Origin of the sequence: Gramella sp. AN32 (assembly GCF_023718305.1) — a bacterium.
Lineage (GTDB): Bacteria > Bacteroidota > Bacteroidia > Flavobacteriales > Flavobacteriaceae > Christiangramia > Christiangramia antarctica.
In genome coordinates this window covers 371,258-391,628 of record NZ_QEYO01000001.1, presented here as the reverse complement: position 1 = coordinate 391,628, position 20,371 = coordinate 371,258, and the positions used below count along the sequence as shown (strand labels likewise).

General features: G+C 37.5%; 16 protein-coding genes and 1 pseudogene. 10 read left to right on the top strand and 7 right to left on the bottom strand.

What is annotated here, in order from left to right:
- Positions 1-13 precede the first annotated feature (13 nt).
- On the bottom strand, positions 14-1,300 hold the full coding sequence (locus DHD80_RS01885; protein ID WP_251739179.1) for a phage integrase SAM-like domain-containing protein: 1,287 nt from the start codon (positions 1,298-1,300) through the stop codon (positions 14-16).
- Between the two features lie 811 nt (positions 1,301-2,111).
- Between DHD80_RS01885 and DHD80_RS01880 the strand changes: the two genes are divergently transcribed.
- The 3 genes from DHD80_RS01880 to DHD80_RS01870 are packed head-to-tail and all read left to right on the top strand — an operon-like array spanning position 2,112 to position 3,586.
- A complete protein-coding gene (locus tag DHD80_RS01880) occupies positions 2,112-2,354 on the top strand; it encodes a helix-turn-helix domain-containing protein (protein WP_251739178.1) in 243 nt (80 codons plus the stop codon).
- A complete protein-coding gene (locus DHD80_RS01875; protein WP_251739177.1) occupies positions 2,326-2,643 on the top strand; it encodes a HipA N-terminal domain-containing protein in 318 nt (105 codons plus the stop codon). The genes DHD80_RS01880 and DHD80_RS01875 overlap by 29 nt, the downstream gene beginning before the upstream one ends.
- Positions 2,636-3,586 (top strand): HipA domain-containing protein, encoded by a 951-nt coding sequence (locus DHD80_RS01870; RefSeq protein ID WP_251739176.1) that lies wholly within the window; start codon positions 2,636-2,638, stop codon positions 3,584-3,586. The genes DHD80_RS01875 and DHD80_RS01870 overlap by 8 nt, the downstream gene beginning before the upstream one ends.
- Positions 3,587-3,657: 71 nt before the next feature.
- Here DHD80_RS01870 and DHD80_RS01865 read toward each other — a convergent pair whose 3' ends face one another.
- Positions 3,658-4,239, bottom strand: a complete 582-nt coding sequence (locus DHD80_RS01865; RefSeq protein WP_251739175.1) for an RNA polymerase sigma-70 factor — start codon at positions 4,237-4,239, stop codon at positions 3,658-3,660.
- Positions 4,240-4,400: 161 nt separating this feature from the next.
- On the opposite strand from DHD80_RS01865, the gene DHD80_RS01860 reads away from it, so the two are divergent.
- From DHD80_RS01860 to DHD80_RS01835, 6 genes and pseudogenes are all read left to right on the top strand, one after another.
- A complete protein-coding gene (locus DHD80_RS01860; protein ID WP_251739174.1) occupies positions 4,401-5,534 on the top strand; it encodes a FecR family protein in 1,134 nt (377 codons plus the stop codon).
- Positions 5,535-5,760: 226 nt separating this feature from the next.
- Entirely contained in the window at positions 5,761-7,458 is a 1,698-nt protein-coding gene (locus DHD80_RS01855) for a SusC/RagA family TonB-linked outer membrane protein (RefSeq protein WP_251739173.1), read from the top strand.
- 23 nt (positions 7,459-7,481) lie between these two features.
- A pseudogene (locus tag DHD80_RS01850) lies at positions 7,482-7,670 on the top strand (MFS transporter); the annotation flags it as partial.
- A 12-nt stretch (positions 7,671-7,682) separates the two neighbouring features.
- The gene (locus tag DHD80_RS01845; protein WP_251739172.1) at positions 7,683-8,033 is read left to right on the top strand and encodes an L-rhamnose mutarotase; all 351 of its coding nucleotides are present in this window, start codon (positions 7,683-7,685) and stop codon (positions 8,031-8,033) included.
- 204 nt (positions 8,034-8,237) lie between these two features.
- Positions 8,238-8,441 (top strand): hypothetical protein, encoded by a 204-nt coding sequence (locus tag DHD80_RS01840; protein ID WP_251739171.1) that lies wholly within the window; start codon positions 8,238-8,240, stop codon positions 8,439-8,441.
- A complete protein-coding gene (locus tag DHD80_RS01835; RefSeq protein WP_251739170.1) occupies positions 8,438-8,878 on the top strand; it encodes a PIN domain-containing protein in 441 nt (146 codons plus the stop codon). The genes DHD80_RS01840 and DHD80_RS01835 overlap by 4 nt, the downstream gene beginning before the upstream one ends.
- Positions 8,879-8,964: 86 nt before the next feature.
- Here DHD80_RS01835 and DHD80_RS01830 read toward each other — a convergent pair whose 3' ends face one another.
- Positions 8,965-10,683, bottom strand: coding sequence for a sulfatase (locus DHD80_RS01830; protein WP_251739169.1), 1,719 nt, complete (start codon positions 10,681-10,683; stop codon positions 8,965-8,967).
- 460 nt (positions 10,684-11,143) lie between these two features.
- Entirely contained in the window at positions 11,144-15,364 is a 4,221-nt protein-coding gene (locus DHD80_RS01825; RefSeq protein WP_251739168.1) for a two-component regulator propeller domain-containing protein, read from the bottom strand.
- Positions 15,365-15,626: 262 nt separating this feature from the next.
- On the opposite strand from DHD80_RS01825, the gene DHD80_RS01820 reads away from it, so the two are divergent.
- On the top strand, positions 15,627-15,854 hold the full coding sequence (locus DHD80_RS01820; RefSeq protein WP_347709945.1) for a glycoside hydrolase family 97 catalytic domain-containing protein: 228 nt from the start codon (positions 15,627-15,629) through the stop codon (positions 15,852-15,854).
- Between the two features lie 14 nt (positions 15,855-15,868).
- Here DHD80_RS01820 and DHD80_RS01815 read toward each other — a convergent pair whose 3' ends face one another.
- From DHD80_RS01815 to acnA, 3 genes are all read right to left on the bottom strand, one after another.
- Positions 15,869-16,606: an energy transducer TonB gene (locus DHD80_RS01815; protein WP_251739167.1), complete on the bottom strand. Its 738-nt coding sequence runs from the start codon at positions 16,604-16,606 to the stop codon at positions 15,869-15,871.
- Positions 16,607-16,934: 328 nt separating this feature from the next.
- Positions 16,935-17,282 carry a cupin gene (locus DHD80_RS01810; protein ID WP_251739166.1) on the bottom strand — a complete coding sequence of 116 codons (348 nt, stop codon included), beginning with the start codon at positions 17,280-17,282 and terminating at the stop codon, positions 16,935-16,937.
- 299 nt (positions 17,283-17,581) lie between these two features.
- Positions 17,582-20,365 (bottom strand): aconitate hydratase AcnA, encoded by a 2,784-nt coding sequence (gene acnA, locus DHD80_RS01805; RefSeq protein WP_251739165.1) that lies wholly within the window; start codon positions 20,363-20,365, stop codon positions 17,582-17,584.
- Positions 20,366-20,371 lie beyond the last annotated feature (6 nt).

The window sequence follows — 20,371 nt, the reverse complement described above, 5'->3', positions numbered from 1 at the left end:
TCTAAAAGAGCCATTACTTACTTTGCTCAGCAAAAGATTTCATCGCCTTGGCCAAGGTAAGGGCCTGTTGATTTCCATCTTTTCCTACATATTTTAAAAATTGGGTTTCAGAAGAATGCCCAGTGGCGTTTATCAAAAGGGCGGTATTTATTTTCCCATAATAATTGGTTGCAAAAGACCTTCTTCCAATGTGTGTACTGACTGCTTTATATTTGGGCACTTCCCTAAATTCATACCTATTGGTCTTAGGGTTTTTCCCATGGGAGGTAACTTTATTGTTGATCTTAGCCACACGGCAAACTTCTTTAATAAGAGTATTGTAAATCGTTTTGTTTCCTTCGAGATGGTCGGAAAAAGCAGGCGGGAATTCCCCACCACGTTTGTCCAATATTTCAGTTACTTCTTTGGTTAAGGGGATATAGAGTGCTTTACCGGTCTTTTTTTGGCTGATATCCAGAAATTGCATTCCTTCCATTTCAACTATTTTATTTTTAGAAAAGCGCAGAAAATCGGAAACCCGTTGGGCAGTAAAGCAACTAATAATCAACCAATCCCTGGCATTCTCCAACCTTTGGTCGGGCATTGGGGTTGCTGCTATTTTTTTCAGTTCCTCAAAATTTAAATGGACGTGACTGGTCTTTTGGTATTTCAGGCCTCGGGTAATATAAGGTAATTGGGTACTGGTCAAAATTCCGTTTTCTTTGGCGTGGTTGCAAACGGTCAATAAGACCTTCAGGGTTTTTACTTTGGTGTTATGTGCATAATTTTCCCGATCACACCAACGTTGAAGGGAGAGCGCAAAACGTTTGTCCACTTCGTTGATATAAACGATCCCATGCGTTTTCTCATAACGCTCCAATCTGTGTTTGAATACCTTTATCTTTTTAATGGTGGTGGCGTTTAAGCTTGTCTTTTTGGATTCCAGAAAATAATCAAAATAAGAGAGGAGTGCCTTAGGAATTTCATTTTTACTGCGGGGATAGATAACTTCATTAAGCCATTGGCTATTGATTGTTTGCCCATTTTTGCGGTTGTTGAGCCGTTCGTTAAGTAACACCTTTAGCTGGTCTAGTTTTTTTTGGATGAGGATGAGTTCATTGTTTGCCTTTTGGATCCAGTCTTTGGCGTTTGCATCTGCCCCTGTGGGAATCTTTCGAAGTTTTATCTTTCCTTTACTGAAAAGTTTGGGATCAATAGTCGTCTGAATTTTGCATTTCGCGTCCACATCCCGACCTTCCCGAACGCGCACGTAGATGGGAGCAGGATTTTTACTGGATTGGATATAAAAAGAAATGGTCATGGTTTATAGACTAAAAAATCAATTTCTAATATACATTTTCTAGTCCACATCTAGTCCACATCTAGTCCACAATTGCTCCATAATACCAAATTCAACTCAATTGTATTCCATTTTTAATGGAGATATAAAACGCTGTAAACATGTTGTTTATAAAGGGTTTTGCTAATAAAATAGGGCTTTAAATGCAGTCGTCAAATTCTATAAAACTCCTCCTGTCGAGGTCACAAAAAGCTATATCAAATAGCATCAAAACCACGCAAATCTTAGGATTTACGTGGTTTCATGGTTTTTAGAGGTTCATTTAATTTGATGTTATTAATTCACAAATCGTCAACAAAATTTCTAAACTGTCAACAATGTTGACGATTTGGTAATCAATTGATTACATAGTTTATTTGACTTTCGTAACAATTCAAGTATAAATTTAAAATAAAGTTGTTATGAAGAGCTTCGTGACAAGGGCGAGAAAGTAACGAGCATAGCAATTAAGGATCTCTTTTTAAATTAAAGCTCATCTGTCTATACTTTTCAAGAGCTTATCATTTATCGCTTAAAAAAATTGAAAATACTCATGCAATTGTGTTATTAGAAATATTAAAGTTACAGTAAACCTACCAATAGCCGGAAACAATAAATCTTAATCGATTTATTGTTTTTTTAGATTTCGGAGGGTTTGCACTCACTTAATTTTACTTAAAATGGAGATTAATTATACCTAAATGGGTATAAATTTATTTTTAATATATTGAATATACCCAAAAAGGTATAAAAACTGTATATTGTATTGATTTACTGCCTAATGGGTATAACTATGAAGAATTGGAATAGACATAATGCTATTGCTGAATTTGTCAGAAAACGTAGAAATGAAAATAAAATGACACAGTTAGAGTTATCCGACTTGACCGGTGTTGGACTTCGCTTTGTGCGAGATCTTGAACAAGGAAAACCTAATCTAATGACCGATAAAGTAAATCAAGTATTGCTTTTTTTTGGGCATACCTTAACACCAACAACTATAAGTGATGAGACAAGGAGAAATTTGGGTGCATAATCAAAAAGCAGGAATGCTTACTGAAAATGACGAAGGCTATATATTTCAATATGATAAAACATATTTGTCATTGGAAAATGCAACACCAGTATCATTAACATTTCCGTTACAGGAAACATCTTTTATATCAGAAAATTTATTTCCATTTTTTGACGGATTAATACCAGAAGGCTGGTTGCTAGATATTGCACAAAAAAACTGGAAACTCAACCCGCGTGATCGAATGGGATTACTACTGACCACCTGTCGTGATTGTATAGGAAACATAAGTGTTATGGAAGATGAATAATTGTTTAGCCTGTCATAAAGAACTGGATTCAGTAGATATGCAATATCATCCTGCATGTCTCGATACTTTTTGGGGAAATGACACGCCTGTGTTACAGTTAGACTATAAACTATCTCAAATAAATGAACTTGCCAAGGAAAACGTTGCACAACGGATTATTGTAACTGGTGTGCAACCCAAATTGTCTTTAGGATTCACAACTACTGGAACTGAAAAACGTCTTACCATTGTTGGCGCTTTAAATGGGAGGTACATTTTAAAACCGCCATATACCGAGTATCCCCAAATGCCAGAAATCGAAGCGTTGTCTATGCTTATGGCACAGTCTTGCGGTATTGATACCGTTCCGTTTTTATTAATTCCTTTGAAAGATGGCGAACTGGCTTACTTAACTCGTCGTATAGATCGCCACGAAAAAGGAGAAAAATTCGCCATGGAAGATGCCTGCCAATTTACGGAACGGCTAACAGAACATAAATATCGTGGTTCTTATGAACAAATCGCTAAAGGAATCATTGCCTATTCAAAAAACCCCTTAAAGGATGTAGTTCACTTTTATGAACAAGTCATCGTGTCTTTCTTAATTGGAAATAATGATATGCACTTAAAGAATTTTTCGCTTATCGCGAAAGTATCAAACTCATATGAACTCACACACGCTTATGATATGATTGCTGCACAATTATTATTGCCAGACGATCTAGATGATTTAGCTCTAAACATAAACGGAAAAAAGCGAAAACTAAAACGAAACGATTTTAATGAAGCCATGTTAAAAGCACACATACCAGAAAAAGCGATTGAAAACCTTTGGAAAAGGATTGAAAAAGGGATGCAGGAATGGCCAGGGTTGATTGATCATAGCTTTCTTTCCCAAGAACGGAAAAAGAGTTTTAAAAAGTTGATTATTAGTAAAACAGATAGATTTAAAATGGAATTTTGAGATTATCAACTTTTAGAATAATGACAAATAAAAGCGGGTTAAAAAGCGGATTTATCTCCAGCAGATAACTTTTAATCTTTATTGCCAATACGTAATTTTTTAAATAAAGCAAATAATAGCAAAGTATCATTCTCGAAAGCTTCCCGTATTTTGGTAAATGCAATCCGCATTTGTGATTCAACGGTTTTAATCGAGATTCCCATTTGTTCTGCAATATCTTTGTACCTGATTCCCTGAACTTTATTCATCTGAATAATTTTCTTGCACTTAGGAGGTAAAGTTTCAATTACTTCCTTCACTTTCTGTATGCGTTTCTCCTGAGTTTCGGAATCCTCTTCAATCCTATCCCGTAAGGCATGTTCCCAAATCTCATCTATTATTTTTTTCTGTTTCTTCGATTTTTTAATAGCGTCCATATAGGTATTATAGGCAATGGCATATAGATAGCCTTTGGGTGATTGATTGTCATCGAGTTTTTGTCTGTTCTCCCAGAGGTTTATGAAAGTTTGTTGCACAATATCTTCTGCCTGGGCTTTATTGTGGTTATAAGTCATTATGTAAGCTACAAGCCGGTTGTAGTATGTATCGAATAGATATTTAAAAGCACGTTTTTTTTCTTTTTTTAACATCCTAACTGCTTCTATATCATTCATTTATTTAACAATTTGTTAGTTTTACTTTATGAAATAATATATAGTTTATAAAAAATTTCATAATTTTTTAAGGGTTTATTAAGATTTATCAGTATAGATAGTATCATGTGAATTTAAAGATTGTTAAAATGTAAATACTATCCCGAATTTAATTACAATAAATGAAAAAAAATATTACCAAACTACTTATGGGTTCCATTTCTAAAGATGAGCTCATCGTACTGAGAAAGTGGTTGAATGATCCCGAAAATCAGTCGACCCTTAAAGCCTATATCCAGGATTATCATGATCTAAACCTTGCCGTGCTAAAGGATATAGCAGACGAAGCCTATAAAAAAACAGTAGACCAGATTGAGCGGAAGGAAAAGCCCGTTGAAAGCTTTGCTCCTCACTGGATCAAATACGCGGCGGTGGCAGTTTTACTTATTGGTCTGGGAATTATTTTTCAACAAGGTTTTTTTTCATTCCAGAACGATACCCTTCTCGTTCCCCAAGATGAACCGATTACCCTGCAACTGGATAATGGGGAGATATATACCATCGATGTTTCCCAGTCAAAAGAGGTAAGGGATTCTGAGGGTAATATTCTTGGAAAACAAAAACAACATCAGCTAAGCTATTCCCAAATCTCAGATGTTGAAGAGCTGACTTTTAATACTTTAACCATTCCCTATGGAAAACGCTTTGAACTTGTATTGTCAGATGGTACCCTGGTTCATTTAAACGCCGGAAGTTCTTTGCGATACCCCATAAACTTTTTAAGTAAAGGAAATAGAGAGGTATACCTTAGCGGGGAAGCATATTTTGATGTTGCTAAAGATAAATCCAATCCCTTTGTTGTAAATGTTGACGATCTGGAGGTGAATGTGCTTGGAACAGAATTTAATGTATCAGCATACGAGGAGGATAGCAATATTGAAGTTGTTTTGGTTGAAGGGGCTGTAAGCCTTAGCAGCAATGAAGCCTCTCTTCGTGCGTCCACAAACCTGGAACCAGGCCAAAAAGGATCTTTTGAACGCACTTCCAACAACATGAGTATCGACCAGGTAAATACATCCCTTTATACCTCTTGGCGAGAAGGACACCTGGTATTCCGTAACCTGACTTTTGACCAGATCATGGCAAAACTGGAACGTCATTATCACATAGAAATTGAGAATGAAAATACAGAATTAGGCAAGGAAGTTTTTAATGCAAGTTTTAACGATGTTAAAATAGAGGAAGTGCTGAGTTTTTTTAATGATGTACATGAAATCAATTATAAAGTAAAAAATAATAAGGTAATTATCAGATAAATAAATATTTAATCAATAAGAAATAATAATGATTTAAAAAAGATTACTAATCTTAACTAGGTACACTTTGTTTACAATAAAAACAATGCCGGAAAATGCGCCAACATTTTCCGGCATAAAAGAGTGATCGCAATTATTCGCTAACCACAATTAAACATTTAAAAATATGAAAAACCAATTGAATCAAGAGAGGTTTAAAAGGCCTTTATTGAAATTTGACTTAAAGATGAAACTTACAACCCTACTCTTGTTTGCTTCCTTGGTGGGATTACATGCCAATAACAGTCATGCCCAGACCAGGGTGACATTAAATGTAAAGAATTCAACAGTTCAAAACATTATTGACAACATTGAGTCTACTACTGATTTTAAATTTATTTATAAGACAAAACATGTTGATCTAAATCGAAAATTATCGCTTACGGTAAATAAGGAACATATCGATAAAGTACTCGAAAGCTTGTTCGAAGCGACAGATATAATACCTAAAATTCGCGGAACACATATTATTTTAAAACGTAATAAGGAAAAAAAGCTCACCATTATTAACAGTCGCACTCCGACTTTGGTAGATTTTATACAACAGAAGACTATTACCGGGGTGGTTGTGGATAAATCTGGAGTTCCCCTACCCGGGGTAAATGTGATTGTTGAAGGGACAAATCGTGGAACTCAAACAGATTTTGATGGATTTTATGAAGTGGAAGCTCAACCAGGGGAAGTTTTGGTTTTCTCCTTTCTTGGCATGGCAGCCCAACCCCATACTGTCACTGATGAAACTTCGACCCTGGATATAACGCTACAGGATAATCAGGCAGAATTAGATGAAGTGGTGGTGGTAGGTTACGGTACCCAGAAAAAAGTAAATTTAACGGCTGCAGTTTCAGAAATTGGAGCGGAACTATTTGAAAATAGACCTGTTGCAAATGCCACAAGTGCTTTACAAGGAGCCGCTCCCGGCTTGGTAATAACCAATTCAACATCCGGAGGGCAACCAGGAGCTACCCCTAATATAAATATTCGTGGTTTTCAAGCGACCGATGCTAATGGCAACCTTTCAGATGCATCTCCTTTAATACTTGTTGATAATATTATTATGGATATTAGCAATGTGGATCCCGAGGATATTGAATCTGTCTCTGTACTTAAGGATGCAGCGGCGGCCTCAATATATGGATCAAGAGCTGCAGGCGGAGCAATAATCATAACCACGAAAAGTGGTAAAAACATGGAGGGTGGGGTTCGTGTGAACTATAGTAATAACTTTTCTTTGAGCCAGCCAACTATATGGCCGGAATCTGTTGACGCTTTAACATTTGCTTATGTGATGAACGATGCCAGGGCTAACATCAACGCCAGCCCCTACTGGAATGAGGAACAGTTAGGCTGGATACAGCAAAATATGGAAAATCCGGGGAGTGCGCCAAGCCTTGTGCCAAATGAAGCTGGCACTGCTTGGGATCAAAGTGCAGCAGGCCTTGGTGCGACCGGGGCAACAGATTGGAAAGATTTTTTATTCAAAGATTGGGCGCTAAGGCAGAAGCATAATTTGAGCGTAGCTGGAGGTGACGAAAAGCTCAATTACTACATTTCTTCTGGAATATTTGAGGAAAAAGGATTATTGAGTGTTGGAGACGAAGATTTCCAGAGACTTAATTTAGATGCCAAGATAACTGCAAAACCAAAAGACTGGCTTACCCTGGAACTTTTAACTAAATTCATAAAAAGTGAAACGGATTACCCAACTGACATTGGTAGGGGGAGTACAGCAAGAAACACCTCATTTATTTTTGATAGATTGTCAAAAATAAAACCAACCTTGCCATCAGTAGATCCATTTGGAGAGCCATTAGTTCAGGCATTCTATCCTTTCTGGAAAAATGAACGCTTTCAAACCGAAAAAAATCAGATAGTCACCGCATAATCATTGGCCCCAATAGGCATCCTGCATAAGTTGGAGGTGCCTTTATGCCTTATTTACAAGGGTATATTCTGGACTTCGGCGGGCCGGGTTATGTTGATACTCTAATTCTGGGGGTTCCTGAAGTGAATTTCTCGTTTATTCTCCCTCTAATATGTTTTGTAGTAATTGGTATCTACGGAAGACAGGTTTATAAAGTTTATCACACAAATTAATTACAGAAGAAAATGAGTGCTATAAAAAGACTATGTTATTCTTGCGACCTAAAGAATGACCCGCAACTGATTGAAAAATATAAAGAATACCATGCCGCGGGCAATGCCTGGCCAGAGATTACCAAAAGTATTAAGGATGCCGGGATTATAGATATGGAAATCTATCTTACCGGCAACAGATTGTTTATGATCATGGAAGTCGATGAAACTTTTGATCCTGAACAAAAGGCGAGAATGGATGCAAGTAATCCAAAAGTTCAGGAATGGGAAAAACTGATGGATACTTTTCAGCAGAGATTACCCTGGGCTGAAAATGGTCAAAAATGGGTGCCTTTGGAGAAAGTGTTTAAGTTGGAAAAATAAAATATTTCATAGTTTAATTCCTTTTATTTTTTATTCTTTTTTGGTGTAATCATATTGCCTGAAAATGCACTTTATTAAGAAGTTAATATGTTTGAAAAATTTTATGTAGAAAATGTAAATAATGGACTTTACCTTCTATAAAAAGTTAGTAAGCATTTTGAGAGAAACTTTAGGCTTAATTATAAAATTTGAGTAGATTTAAATATGCAAATCGAAAGAACAAATAAGGAAATATTAATCCGCTTATCTTCTGGAACAGATTTGGTCGGACTTCAGCGAATTTTAGACTATTTAAAGTTTCGTGAAATAGCCTCGAAAAGTAAAGCATCTCAAGAGCAAATTGACGAACTTGCCACAGAATCTAAAGAATCCTGGTGGAGTAAAAATAAAAGTCGATTCGGGAAGTGAAAATTGTAGTAGACACCAATATAATTTTCAGTGGACTTTTAAGTCCGAATGGAACGATAAGCGACCTCTTACTAAATTCTTTCGATGTTTTTGATTTCTATTCGCCGACATTCATTCTTGAAGAACTCAGCAATCACCGAGAAAAACTTCTCAAAATAACCGGTTTTTCAGAAAAGGAATTGGACTTCCTTCAAATTACTATTTTGAAAAAAATTGACCTGATAGATATAGAATCCATTCGGAAATCAACTTTTGAAAAATCAATCGCATTGACTAAAAACGTCGATGAGTTTGATGCACCTTTTATTGCTCTTGGGCTAGAATTAGCCTCCCCACTTTGGACAGGTGACAAAAAGCTGATTAAGGGACTAACCAAAAAAGGAATTGATTGGATTTTAACGACCGATATCTTAACAAAGATAAGAGCTGCGCATTAATATATGAAAATCAATCACACCTAGGAAGAGGAATAAAAAAGGGGAACTATTGTTCCCCCGAGGCTAATCAAACTATAATATAAGCTTTAATCATCCCAGTGTTCATCTATAACTTTCTGGATGTGGGGATAATTTTTATCGGTCTCGTTGAGCTCTTGCCTTAGATCTTTCAACTTAATTTTTAAATTGGAAATGATCTCTTTATAATAAGGATCGTCATACGCATTATCCATTTCGTAAGGGTCGTTCCTTAGATCATAAAATTCCCAGGCCACCGGGGTGTGCCTTGTAAAATCGTTCCCCCAGCTGTCTTTGTTCCAGGTCGCATCTGGATCATCGGTATCTACCCAGTATTTACCATAAAAGAAAATAAGTTTAAAGTCTTTTGTCCTTATGCCAAAATGCGCAGGATTGCCATGTTTATGGGCCATATGCATCCAGTAACGATAATAGGTGGCGTCCTGCCAGCCTTCCGGTTCTTCCCCGGTTTCGAGGATGGATTTAAAACTGTGTCCCTGCATATAATCAGGGGCTTTTCCCCCGGCTAATTCTATAAGGGTAGGAGCAAAATCGGTATTGTTTATAATGGCATTGGTACGGGTGTCGGGTTGTATGGATTTGGGGTAACGTACAAAAAATGGCATACGCATAGATTCATCGTACATCCAGCGTTTATCTATATAATCATGCTCTCCAAGCATGAAACCCTGGTCTCCGGTATAGACAATAATGGTATTTTCCAGTAGTCCTTCTTTCTTCAGGTAATCAAGCAAACGTTTCACATTATCATCCACTCCTTTTACGGCGCGAAGATATTTTTTAAGATAATCCTGATAAACGGTACTGGCATATTTTCGTTCTTCAGCATCCAGTTCAAAAGGAATATGCTCACTAATATCAATATCTCCTGCATCCCGGTAATTTTTATAGATTTCTTTTTCGGGATAAATGTTCATGGCCTGGTTCCTTACCAAATTCCTTCTGGAAACCGATGAACCTATAATTCGGGTAAGGGAATCGTGGGCGCCTCTTGTCGCGATGGAACCATTATTGGCATTGTAATACATGCTGGCCGGTTCTGGTATAAAGGCGTTTTTAAGATATTCTTCGTACCTGGGAGCATGTTCAAAATCATCATGAGGCGCTTTAAAATGGTGCATCAGGAAAAATGGCTTATCCGGGTCACGCTTATTTTTTAACCAGTCTAAACTAATATCGGTAATTATATCGGTGGAATGTCCCTGGGTTTGAACTACATTTTGTGGCCAGGGCTTCTCGCCGCGGATTCTAAAATCAGGATCAAAATATTTCCCTTGTACGGGTAGTACTTTATAATAATCGAAGGCAGCGGGTTCGTCATGCAAATGCCATTTTCCCACGAGGGCAGTTTGATAACCCAGTTTGCTCATTTCTTTGGGCAGATATTGTTTTTCCAGAGGAAGTGTTCCTTCAAGATCTATCACCCCATTAGTCTGTCCGCGCTGGCCGGTTAAAATAGCTGCACGGCTAGGTACACAAATAGAATTGTTTACGAAGGCATTGTCAAAGATCATCCCGCTACGAGCTAAACTATCCAACACAGGTGTAGGATTCAGTTGAGCAAGTCTGCTACCGTAAATCCCGAAAGCCTGGGTGGTATGATCATCGGCCATTATATAGATGATATTAGGCTTTTTCTTGCTGTTCTTTGAAACATCAGTCTGGGCATTTGCAGCACAGGAGATAAAAAATACAATAGGTATTACTAGAAAGTAATGATGCTTCCTAAAAATAGCTTCAGAAATTTTGAGAATACACTTCTTCATACAAATATGGATTAATCCCACGGCTTATATATTTTGAAATAACAAAGTAGGTAAATATTCGATTTTTGGCATAAAACGAAAGCTACGTATGTTTAAAAAGCTATCTCAAATGATTTTCAGGCACTTTTAAGTGTTTTTTCTTAGAGTTAAATGGCTTGTAATCAATAATTAAATATGAAATGCCTGTCCTGTATAAAACCTAATAAGCAAATTATAACTAAAATTGTCACGTCGAGCATTTGGACTTCGCTCAATACAGGCTCAAGTCGAGACGTTTTTGTTTAACCTTTCGACTGGGCTCAAGGTGACAAAAACTAACTTTTAGGTGTGTCTATACGAACAATCATAAAATATGATATTTAAAGAATAGGGTAGGTGAGTTACTAATTAAATCTTATAGCTATTTTTATTCTTAAAAAGTTTGATTTTAAAATAATTTTGGCTGAATTTGAGAGCATGATCAGGTTTTATGTAATTTATTAACGTATTCGCTAGGAGTCTTACCGAACTGTTTTTTGAAACATTTAGCGAAATAGGAGGCCGTATTAAAACCTGTCATATACATGATTTCTTTCACAGAAAGGTCGCTTTTTTCCAGCAACTGCACCGCTCTTTTTAACCGGATACTGCGAATAAATTCACTTGAAGAAAGACCGGTAATTTCTTTTAGTTTCAGGTAGAGATTGCTTCGGCTTAGTCCCATTTCCTTAACAAGCATTTCCACACTGAAGTCGGTATTCATCATGTTGATCTCCACAATATCCATAGCTTCCTGCAGGAATTTTTCATCGGCTGAAGTTACTGTGACGTCTGCTGGTTTTAGAATGATTTCTCGGTTGAAACGTTTCCTTAAATGATTTCGCTTGGTAATAATATTTTTCAGTTTTAACTGAAGTAGCTCCAGGTTGAAAGGTTTTATTAGATAATCATCGGCCCCGCTTTCCATGGCCACAAGTTCACTCTCCTGGGAATCTTTTGCAGTTAAGAGTAAGAATGGAATATGGCTGGTAGCCTGATTATTTTTGCAATGCTGGCAAAATTCTATGCCATCCATTTCAGGCATAATAAGGTCACTAATGATAATATTGGGAACTATTTCTTTGGCTTTTTCAAAACCTTCCCTGCCATTTTCAGCTTCCTGAATATTGTAATTATACTGTAAACTTTGCCTTATAAACTTCCTGATATCCTTATTATCATCTACCACCAGTATTATTGGTAATTCAGGCCTGTCTTTAAATATGTTTTTATCATTTTTTTCATCACTTAAAGAAATGAGGTAAGACGAAGAATTGGCCGGATTGAGAAGAATCTCTTTATCTTTCCCTTTATACAGTTTGATGCCCTCTTTATTAATATAGGAGCTTTTATCTTTGGGGAGGCTTATAACGAAGGTAGAGCCTCCCTTTTCATTTTTATCAATATTTATAGTGCCTAAGTGTAAATCTACCAGGCTTTTAGTATAACTAAGACCAATGCCGGTTCCCACCATTTGTTTTTCCTTAGAAATATCTTTGCTATAAAACCTTTTAAAAATCCGCTCTTTTTTAGCTGCTGAAATTCCTGCGCCGGAGTCGGTCACTTCTATAACGACCATATCTGAAGGTTGTCCAGCTATCTGCTTTTTCTCGATTTTTATTTTGACTAAAACGTAACCATCCGCAGGACAGAATTTAAACGCATTAGATAGCAGGTTGTTCATTATTTTCTCTAATGCATCAGGATCAAAATGTGAGGTGATAATATTCTTTTCAGCTTCGAATTTATATTCGATATTCTTCTTTTCGCTTATAAATTTAAAAGGCTCGCCAACTTCTTTTAAGAATTTTACAATATTGCCTTTTCTAACGGTCAGCTTCATTTTACCCTGATCCATCTTTTCAAAATCCAGTAACTGCGTCAATAATCTTAATAAGTATTTGGTGTTTTTGTACATCATAGCATATTGGTTCTCAATAATACTATAATCCAGGTCTTTGCCTTTTTGTTGCAGATATTCCAGAGGCCCTTTTATTAAGGTAAGGGGCGTGCGAAATTCGTGGGAGACATTGGTAAAGAAATCCATTTTCATCTGTTGCAATTCTTCATTCTTTTCCTTCTCTAAGTGCTCCATCTCCAGCTGATATTTTTTAGTAGTGCTGATGATCGTGTATTTAAGAAGTGCATATAACAAGGCAATAAATAGTAGAAAATAGATTATATATGCAGTATTGGTCATCCAGAAAGGAGGGGTCACTTCAATTCCCAATACTGCAGGGGTGGGATCCCACACTCCATCATTATTGGTAGACTTAATTTTTAGGAGATAGTCGCCCGGGTTTAAATTAGTATAGGTGGCGAAACGCTTTTCAGAATCTGTATAAATCCAGTCGTCATCAAAACCTTCTAATTTATAAGCATACTTGTTTTTTTTAGGGGAGGCATAATGAAGTCCGGCAAATTCAAAAGAAATATTATTCTGACTGTATTTTACTTTTATATTTTCAGTTTCAGTAATAGATTTATCCAGAATAATTCTTCCGTTTAATTTTTCATCTATTTCAACGGGTTTATTCGCAATGGAGAAATTGGTAATTACCGTTTCGGGAGGGTAGGGGTTCGCTATGATTTTATCAGGGTAGAAGGCATTGAATCCATTTATTCCCCCAAAAAGCATTTCACCGTTATCCCGCTTTAAAAATGCCAGTTCCTGAAATTCATTATTCTGAAGGCCGTCGTTAACATTGAAATTTTTAAAAGTTTCCTTTTCCGGATCAAACTTTGAAAGTCCTTTATTGGTAGATAACCACAAATTTCCATTTTCATCTTCCAGAATTCCTTTTATAAAATTATTTGGCAAGCCATCTTCTTCAGAATATGAAATAAACCGTTCAGGTTGGGACTGTGACGCAGGAATATATTTATTAAGCCCGCCACCAAAGGTTCCAATCCATAGAACCCCATTTTTACTTTCATGCAGGCTTAAAATATAATCATGGCTAATACTGGTAGTATCATCTTTTTGGTGTTTGTAATTGATGAAATTAGGATTCTCTTTTTCAACCTGATTCGGTTTTAGCCGTGCCAATCCATCCCCTGTGGCAAACCAGATATTTCCCTTACTATCTTCAAAGATGCTCCGAATAATATTATCTGAAATGCTGTTAGGCTTATTTTGATCATTTAAGAATTGTTGTTTTTTAAATCTGTCAGGAGATTCTTTGTCTTTTATCCATCTATGCACCCCGCCACGATAAGTTCCAATCCATAAATTTTCGTTGCTGTCGGTTAAAAAGGAAAAGACACTGTGTTCAATTTCAGGTATTGGAATTATGTCACTTTCAACAATTTTTTCAGGATTTGAAATATCCAGTTTATAAAGGGAAGGAGTGCCTTCAGCACCAATAAGTAGCGTTTTTTTATTACCAATTGTAATTTCTGATAAGGCAAAAGGCTTTAGAACGGTTTCAAATTTTTTAAAACCTGAATAATTCCGATTATATTCCTCTAAGAGCATATTCAAGCCTCCTCCTTCGGTTCCTATCCATAAAGTCCCGTTGGAATCTTCATACATAGCCCTTATCTTATCATAGCTTAAACTATTTTCGGCTGTAGTTTTTCGTATATGCCGAAAATCTTTGTGCCCGGGATCAAATTTATTTACACCTCCACCATTGGTGCCGACCCAAATAATTCCGGTGTCATCGGTATAAAGTGATTTTACAATATTCTTGCTTAGACTGTTCAAATTTCGGGGATCATACTGAAAATGATCTGTGACTGCCGGAGATTTCCCGTTTTTTAGATAAATCAAACCTTTGTTGGTGCCAGCCCATACATTGTTCTCTTTATCTATTTGAAGATCGTTAAAGAAACCGTCGATCAGACGAATAACATTTTTCTTTTGCTTGGTTTGGTTAGGTAAAAAATAAAGCCCGTCTGAAGTTCCGAAAAATAATTTACCGGCCTCATCCTGCGCAATAGCTTCTACCATGTTTGCAGGAAGATTTATTTCTTCATTTACTTTTGAAAAACTAAAAGAGCCTCCATCGTTCGATTTTGAAGAATACAAGCCTATTTGACCACCTACCCATATCTGACCGGAGCTGTCTTCGAAAATCGAATAAATATTATTGTTTTCGGGACTTTCCTTATCTTTTTCCATATAAAAGCGCTGAAAACGATATTCATTTTTAGATTTGGTTAGATCTAGCAGGTTCAAACCGTTCCGGGTTCCTATCCATAGGCGGCCTTTTTTATCTAAAAGCAAACAGGTAATATGATCATTGCTTAAACTGTTTGGATCATCTTTGTCATTTTTATAGGAGGTAAAAGTATCTTTGGTTTTATCGAAAAAATTAAGCCCGCTGCCCGTGGTACCTATCCATAAATTGCCTTTTTTATCACCCGTTATGGAAAATATTAAATTACTGCTAATTGAATTTTCGTCCTTTTTTGGCTTATAAACCGTAAAATTATAACCATTAAATTTATTAAGTCCGTCATGGGTCCCAAACCAAATGAACCCGGTTTGGTCCTGATAAATAGCATTGATATCACTTTGGGACAGGCCATCGTTGGTAGAAATTCGTTCAAAACTAATTTGGTTTTGAGCGGATACATTTAGAAAACATCCTAAAAACAATAACAGATTTATAATTAGTCTGTAAATTAGAATTGTCTGTTTAATTAATGGAAGCATAGAATTTTTAAAAGACTGTAAGGACTGAAATTTCTGGAAAAAATAGGCCTTTATATGATCAAATCATTGATTTTATTAAATGCAATTTAGGGATTATGTGAAAAATGCTTATTTCAATCATACGAGAGTTGGAAATTAAAAAAATGCTATCAAATTATTCGTAGTATTTATAAAATTATAATTTGTTGTCTTAAGTATTGGACTCTGAATATGCTCTGGGAGTTACTTTTCATGTTGCACTTTACCCCGTGGATGGCAACGAATGTTTCCAAATTTTGTAAGTTCTGAAGCGGTGCTGGCATCAGAAAATTTAGTTTTTCGGCAGGATGCTTTAAATAAGCATGCCCTGAATACCACACTCTTGCCCTTTACCAGAAATGCCGTGGGAGTTATGGATTTTGCACCTGTTTTTCTGAATAAGAAATTATCCAGGGAGCAAAACGAAGGTACGGTGCGCAGTACAATAGATGCTTTTCGCAGTTACTGGTGAGGTAGTTACCGGGCTTATAAATTCTTCACTTCAAAAGTAATAGGCAGGTTATAAAGAACGCTAACGGGTCGGTTTCTTTGTTTCCCCGGCATCATTTGGGGTAATAATTTTATAACCCGCTCGGCTTCTGCTTCCAGGGCTTTATGGGGACCGCGGGTCTTAATATCGGTCACTTTACCGTTTTCGTCTATTTTGAAGATCACGAAGATACGGTTAATACCATATAGGTTTAATTTATCGCCCAGGCTGGTATTAAACTCATTTCTTACCAGTTCATTAATTTTGGCCGACATACATTTTTTTCTTGCTTCATTATCCCCCTTATTTTCACAGCCGGGATACAGGGGAACCTCTTCTATAAGTACAAAAGGAACCGCTTCCACTTTCTCTTCTATTTTTTCTTCTATGATCTCAGCAACTTCTACTATTTTTTCCATCCTTTCTTCCTGGTTGGTTTCAGTAGATCGTATCTCGGTTTCTTCAACTTCCAGTTCATCGGGTATAACCTCAATGAATTCGGGAATTGGAGGAGGAGGAGGTGGCGGTAGTAGCTCTTTAACTTCCGTTACCGGGATATCTTCCAAAGTAAGCTCCGGGACGGCAGTTTCGTAGCTTATAGAAGAGGTTTCGCGAACATTAAACTTCCATTCGATACCATAATAAACCAATGCCAGAACGAAAATCAAACCGATCTGGAAGAATATCAAGCTTTTACGGCTTAAATCTGCCCTGGGATTTTTCTTGACTTGCATGACCAATGATTTAAAAGTCTACTAAATACTAGTCTTGAAGATACTTTTAAACCTCGCTAGAAAATATGATAAGCGTCATATAACAAGGTTTTTAAAGCCTATTTAAAACCTCTAAAAGTCCGTGTGGTCTTTTGAGTTTCCCTGCATTGTTTTAGTCGTAAAATCCTCTGAAACTCTTCTTAGAATGTTATAATTTTTTTATTTTTTTCAGGTTTCATAAAACTGTTACTTATTAAATACTCGCATATGGATCTTATATTTAAGTTTTATCAGATGTTTTTAGTCAACGTCTAACTTGTGGGATAGATTCCAACCATAAAAACGAGAGTTATGATGAACTTTTCGCAACATCTTCTACACGCTTTGCGGTATCAGCTTTATTTAGACTTAACCTTACAATACTGTCTTTTAAGGCCGTAAGATCGTGGGACACACTGGCTTCCAAAGCGAGCAAATCACCTTTGTTTACAGTATAAACTTCCCCGTTAACTCCAAAATCAATACTGCCTTCAAATATTTCCACCACTATGGGAAATGGCGTATGGTGTTTTTTCATGACCTGGCCTTTTTTAAAGGCAATCCTTATTTCTTTCCCGGTGTCGGTATCCAGTAATACGTTGATAACAGGATGTTTTTCATTATATTCAAGATCGTTTGTTAAAGATGCTGTTTTCATAAATCTGGTTTTTCTTATTTAAATTACTTCTGTCAATTCTTCCCTGTTTTTAGAAAACAGGTTCAATCTATAAAATTCCCCGAGGGCTCAGCCTCGGGGTTTCCGTTTCACCTCTCCTCCTGCATCCGACGAGTGAAGCGAGAGGAATGCAAAGGTCAGAATTGCTTTTTCGCAGTTCTGGGTGAGGGGAAATACAATCCCGAAAGCTTTCGGGACGGTTTTTGGCCCAGAGGCCAAAATGAAACCGGTGAAATATCCCTACGGCTTGCCTCGGGGGGATAGTCGGTTTCAAGAAATTTTTATTTACCTAAAAACTGGCGTAAAACGTATTGTAAAATCCCGCCGTTTTGATAGTACTCTATTTCGATATTTGAATCTAATCGGGCAATAGCAAAAAATTCAATTCTTTCACCTTCTTTATTTTCAGCGGTTACATGCAATTCTTTTCGCGGTTCTAATCCTTCTGAAATGCCTAAAATAGTGAAGCTCTCTTCCCCGGAAACACCTAAGTTTTTTGCATTTTCGCCCTCCTTATACTGAAGTGGAAGCACACCCATGCCCACAAGGTTGCTGCGGTGGATACGTTCATAACTTTCGGCCAAAACACATTTAATACCCAATAGAAACGTTCCTTTTGCAGCCCAGTCCCGGGAGGAACCACTGCCATATTCTTTTCCGGCTAGTACAATTAGCGGGGTTTTGTCTTCTTTATATTTTTCGGCGGCGTCAAAAACTGTCATTTCTTCACCTGAAGGAAAATAGCGGGTATATCCGCCTTCTTTTTCCGCCAGTTGGTTTTTGATTCGCACATTGGCAAAGGTGCCACGTACCATTACTTCATCATTTCCGCGACGAGAGCCGTAGGAATTGAAAGCTTTTTCCTCGACGCCGTTTTCTAACAAATATTTTCCCGCTGCCGAACTTTTACTGAAAGCACCTGCAGGGGAAATATGGTCGGTGGTAATGCTATCGCCCAGTACCAACAAAGCCTTTGCTTGTTTTATATCCTGAAGAGCTTCCGGATTTTCAGAAATATTTCTGAAAATGGGAATTTCTTTGATATAAGTGGAATTTGCATCCCACTGGTACACCTTATCTTCTGGTACCTGAAGGCTTCTCCATATTTCATTTCCGGCGAATATCTCCCCATAATTTTTTTCAAAATCACCGGGGGAAAGCACGTTCCTTAAAATTTCATTGATCTCATCGTTGGTGGGCCAGATGTCTTTAAGATAAACGGCTTGCTGATTTTTATCGTAACTAATAGGGTCGTTCAGCATATCGATGTCTACCCTTCCGGCGATGGCGTAGGCCACAACCAGCATTGGGGACATTAAAAAATTCATTTTTACCTGTGGGTGCACCCGTGCTTCAAAATTACGGTTCCCTGAAAGCACTGAAGCCACAACTATATCATATTCATCTACAGCTTTTGATATTTGTGGGGGCAGGGGCCCGGAATTGCCAATACAAGAAGTACAACCATAACCTACCAAATGAAATTGAAGTGCTTCCAGGTCTTTCATCAGATCGGCTTTTTCCAGGTAATCGGTAACCACTTTAGAGCCAGGTGCCAGGGAAGTTTTTACCCAGGGCTTAACGTCGATTCCCAATTCCCGGGCTTTTCGGGCTACCAAACCGGCACCTACCATCACAAACGGATTCGAGGTATTGGTACAGGAAGTAATTGCTGCGATAGCTACCGAACCGTCTGAAAGCATGAATTTATCCTGTCCGCGGGTAATCCAAACAGTTTTAAGAGCATTTTTATCGGCTTCTACTTTGGTATCGGGCCTTGCAGAAGGAGGTTGAGGAACAGGTTGATTTCCACCTTCAGATTTCCACCTGCTGATAGAATCTTCCAATTCCCTGTTATCAGGATGTACATATTTCCTTCCAAAAGAAGTGTGGAGTAGATCGATAAATTTATTTTTGAAATCCTTCAGAAGAATTTTGTCCTGGGGCCGCTTAGGGCCGGCAACGGTTGGTTCAATAGTAGAAACATCGAGTTCTACCACTGTCGAATATTCGATCTCTTCTTCATCTTTGCGCCATAGCATATTGATTTTGCAATACTCTTCAACTAATTTTACCTGTTCTTCCTTTCGATTCGTCTGGCGCATGTAATCCAGGGTTTTATCATCAATAGGAAAGTAGGTAATGGTACAGCCAAACTCGGGGGACATATTTCCAATGGTAGCCCGATCGGGAACGGAAAGATGATCCAGTCCGGGTCCAAAAACTTCCACAAATTTGCCCACCACCCCGTGTTTTCGGAGTAAATTGGCAATATTCAGAACCAAATCTGTAGAGGTGGAGCCCAAAGGTAATTTCCCGGTGAGTTTAAGGCCTACCACTTCGGGCATTATAAAATAAATGGGTTGACCTAAAATAGCGGCTTCAGCTTCAATTCCGCCAACTCCCCAGCCAACCACTCCAATACCATTTACCATCGGGGTATGGCTATCTGTGCCTACCAGTGTATCTGGAAAAACTTTTCCATCCCTTTCTACCACTCCCTGCGCAAGATATTCCAGGTTTACCTGATGGCAAATTCCCATTCCCGGAGGCACTACACTGAAATTATTAAAATTTTGCTGCGCCCATTTTAAAAACTGGTAGCGTTCCTGGTTGCGTTTGTATTCTTCTTCCATATTCCGTTTATAGGAATAATTTGTCCCGAAATAATCTACTTGTACCGAGTGATCTACTATCAAATCTACGGGGATGAGAGGGTTAATACGATCTGCATTTTTCCCTTTTCGTGCAACTTCTGCTCTTAAGGCTGCCAGATCGACCACAGCAGGAACTCCGGTAAAATCCTGCATTAACACCCTTGCAGGTTTAAAAGGAATATCCTGTTCTGATGCTTGCGGCTTCCAGTTCAGGATGATTTCTATATGTTCTTTGGTTACCGAGAAACCATCGAAGTTACGCAGGGCATTTTCTAATAATATGCGAATTGAGAAGGGAAGTGACTTTATTTTATGTCCTTGCTTCTCCAATTCTTGTAGGCTGAAATAAGTTAGATTATCCCCTTTTAATTTAAATGATTTCAGGGTTTGGAATGGATCGTTGGACATAGTTGT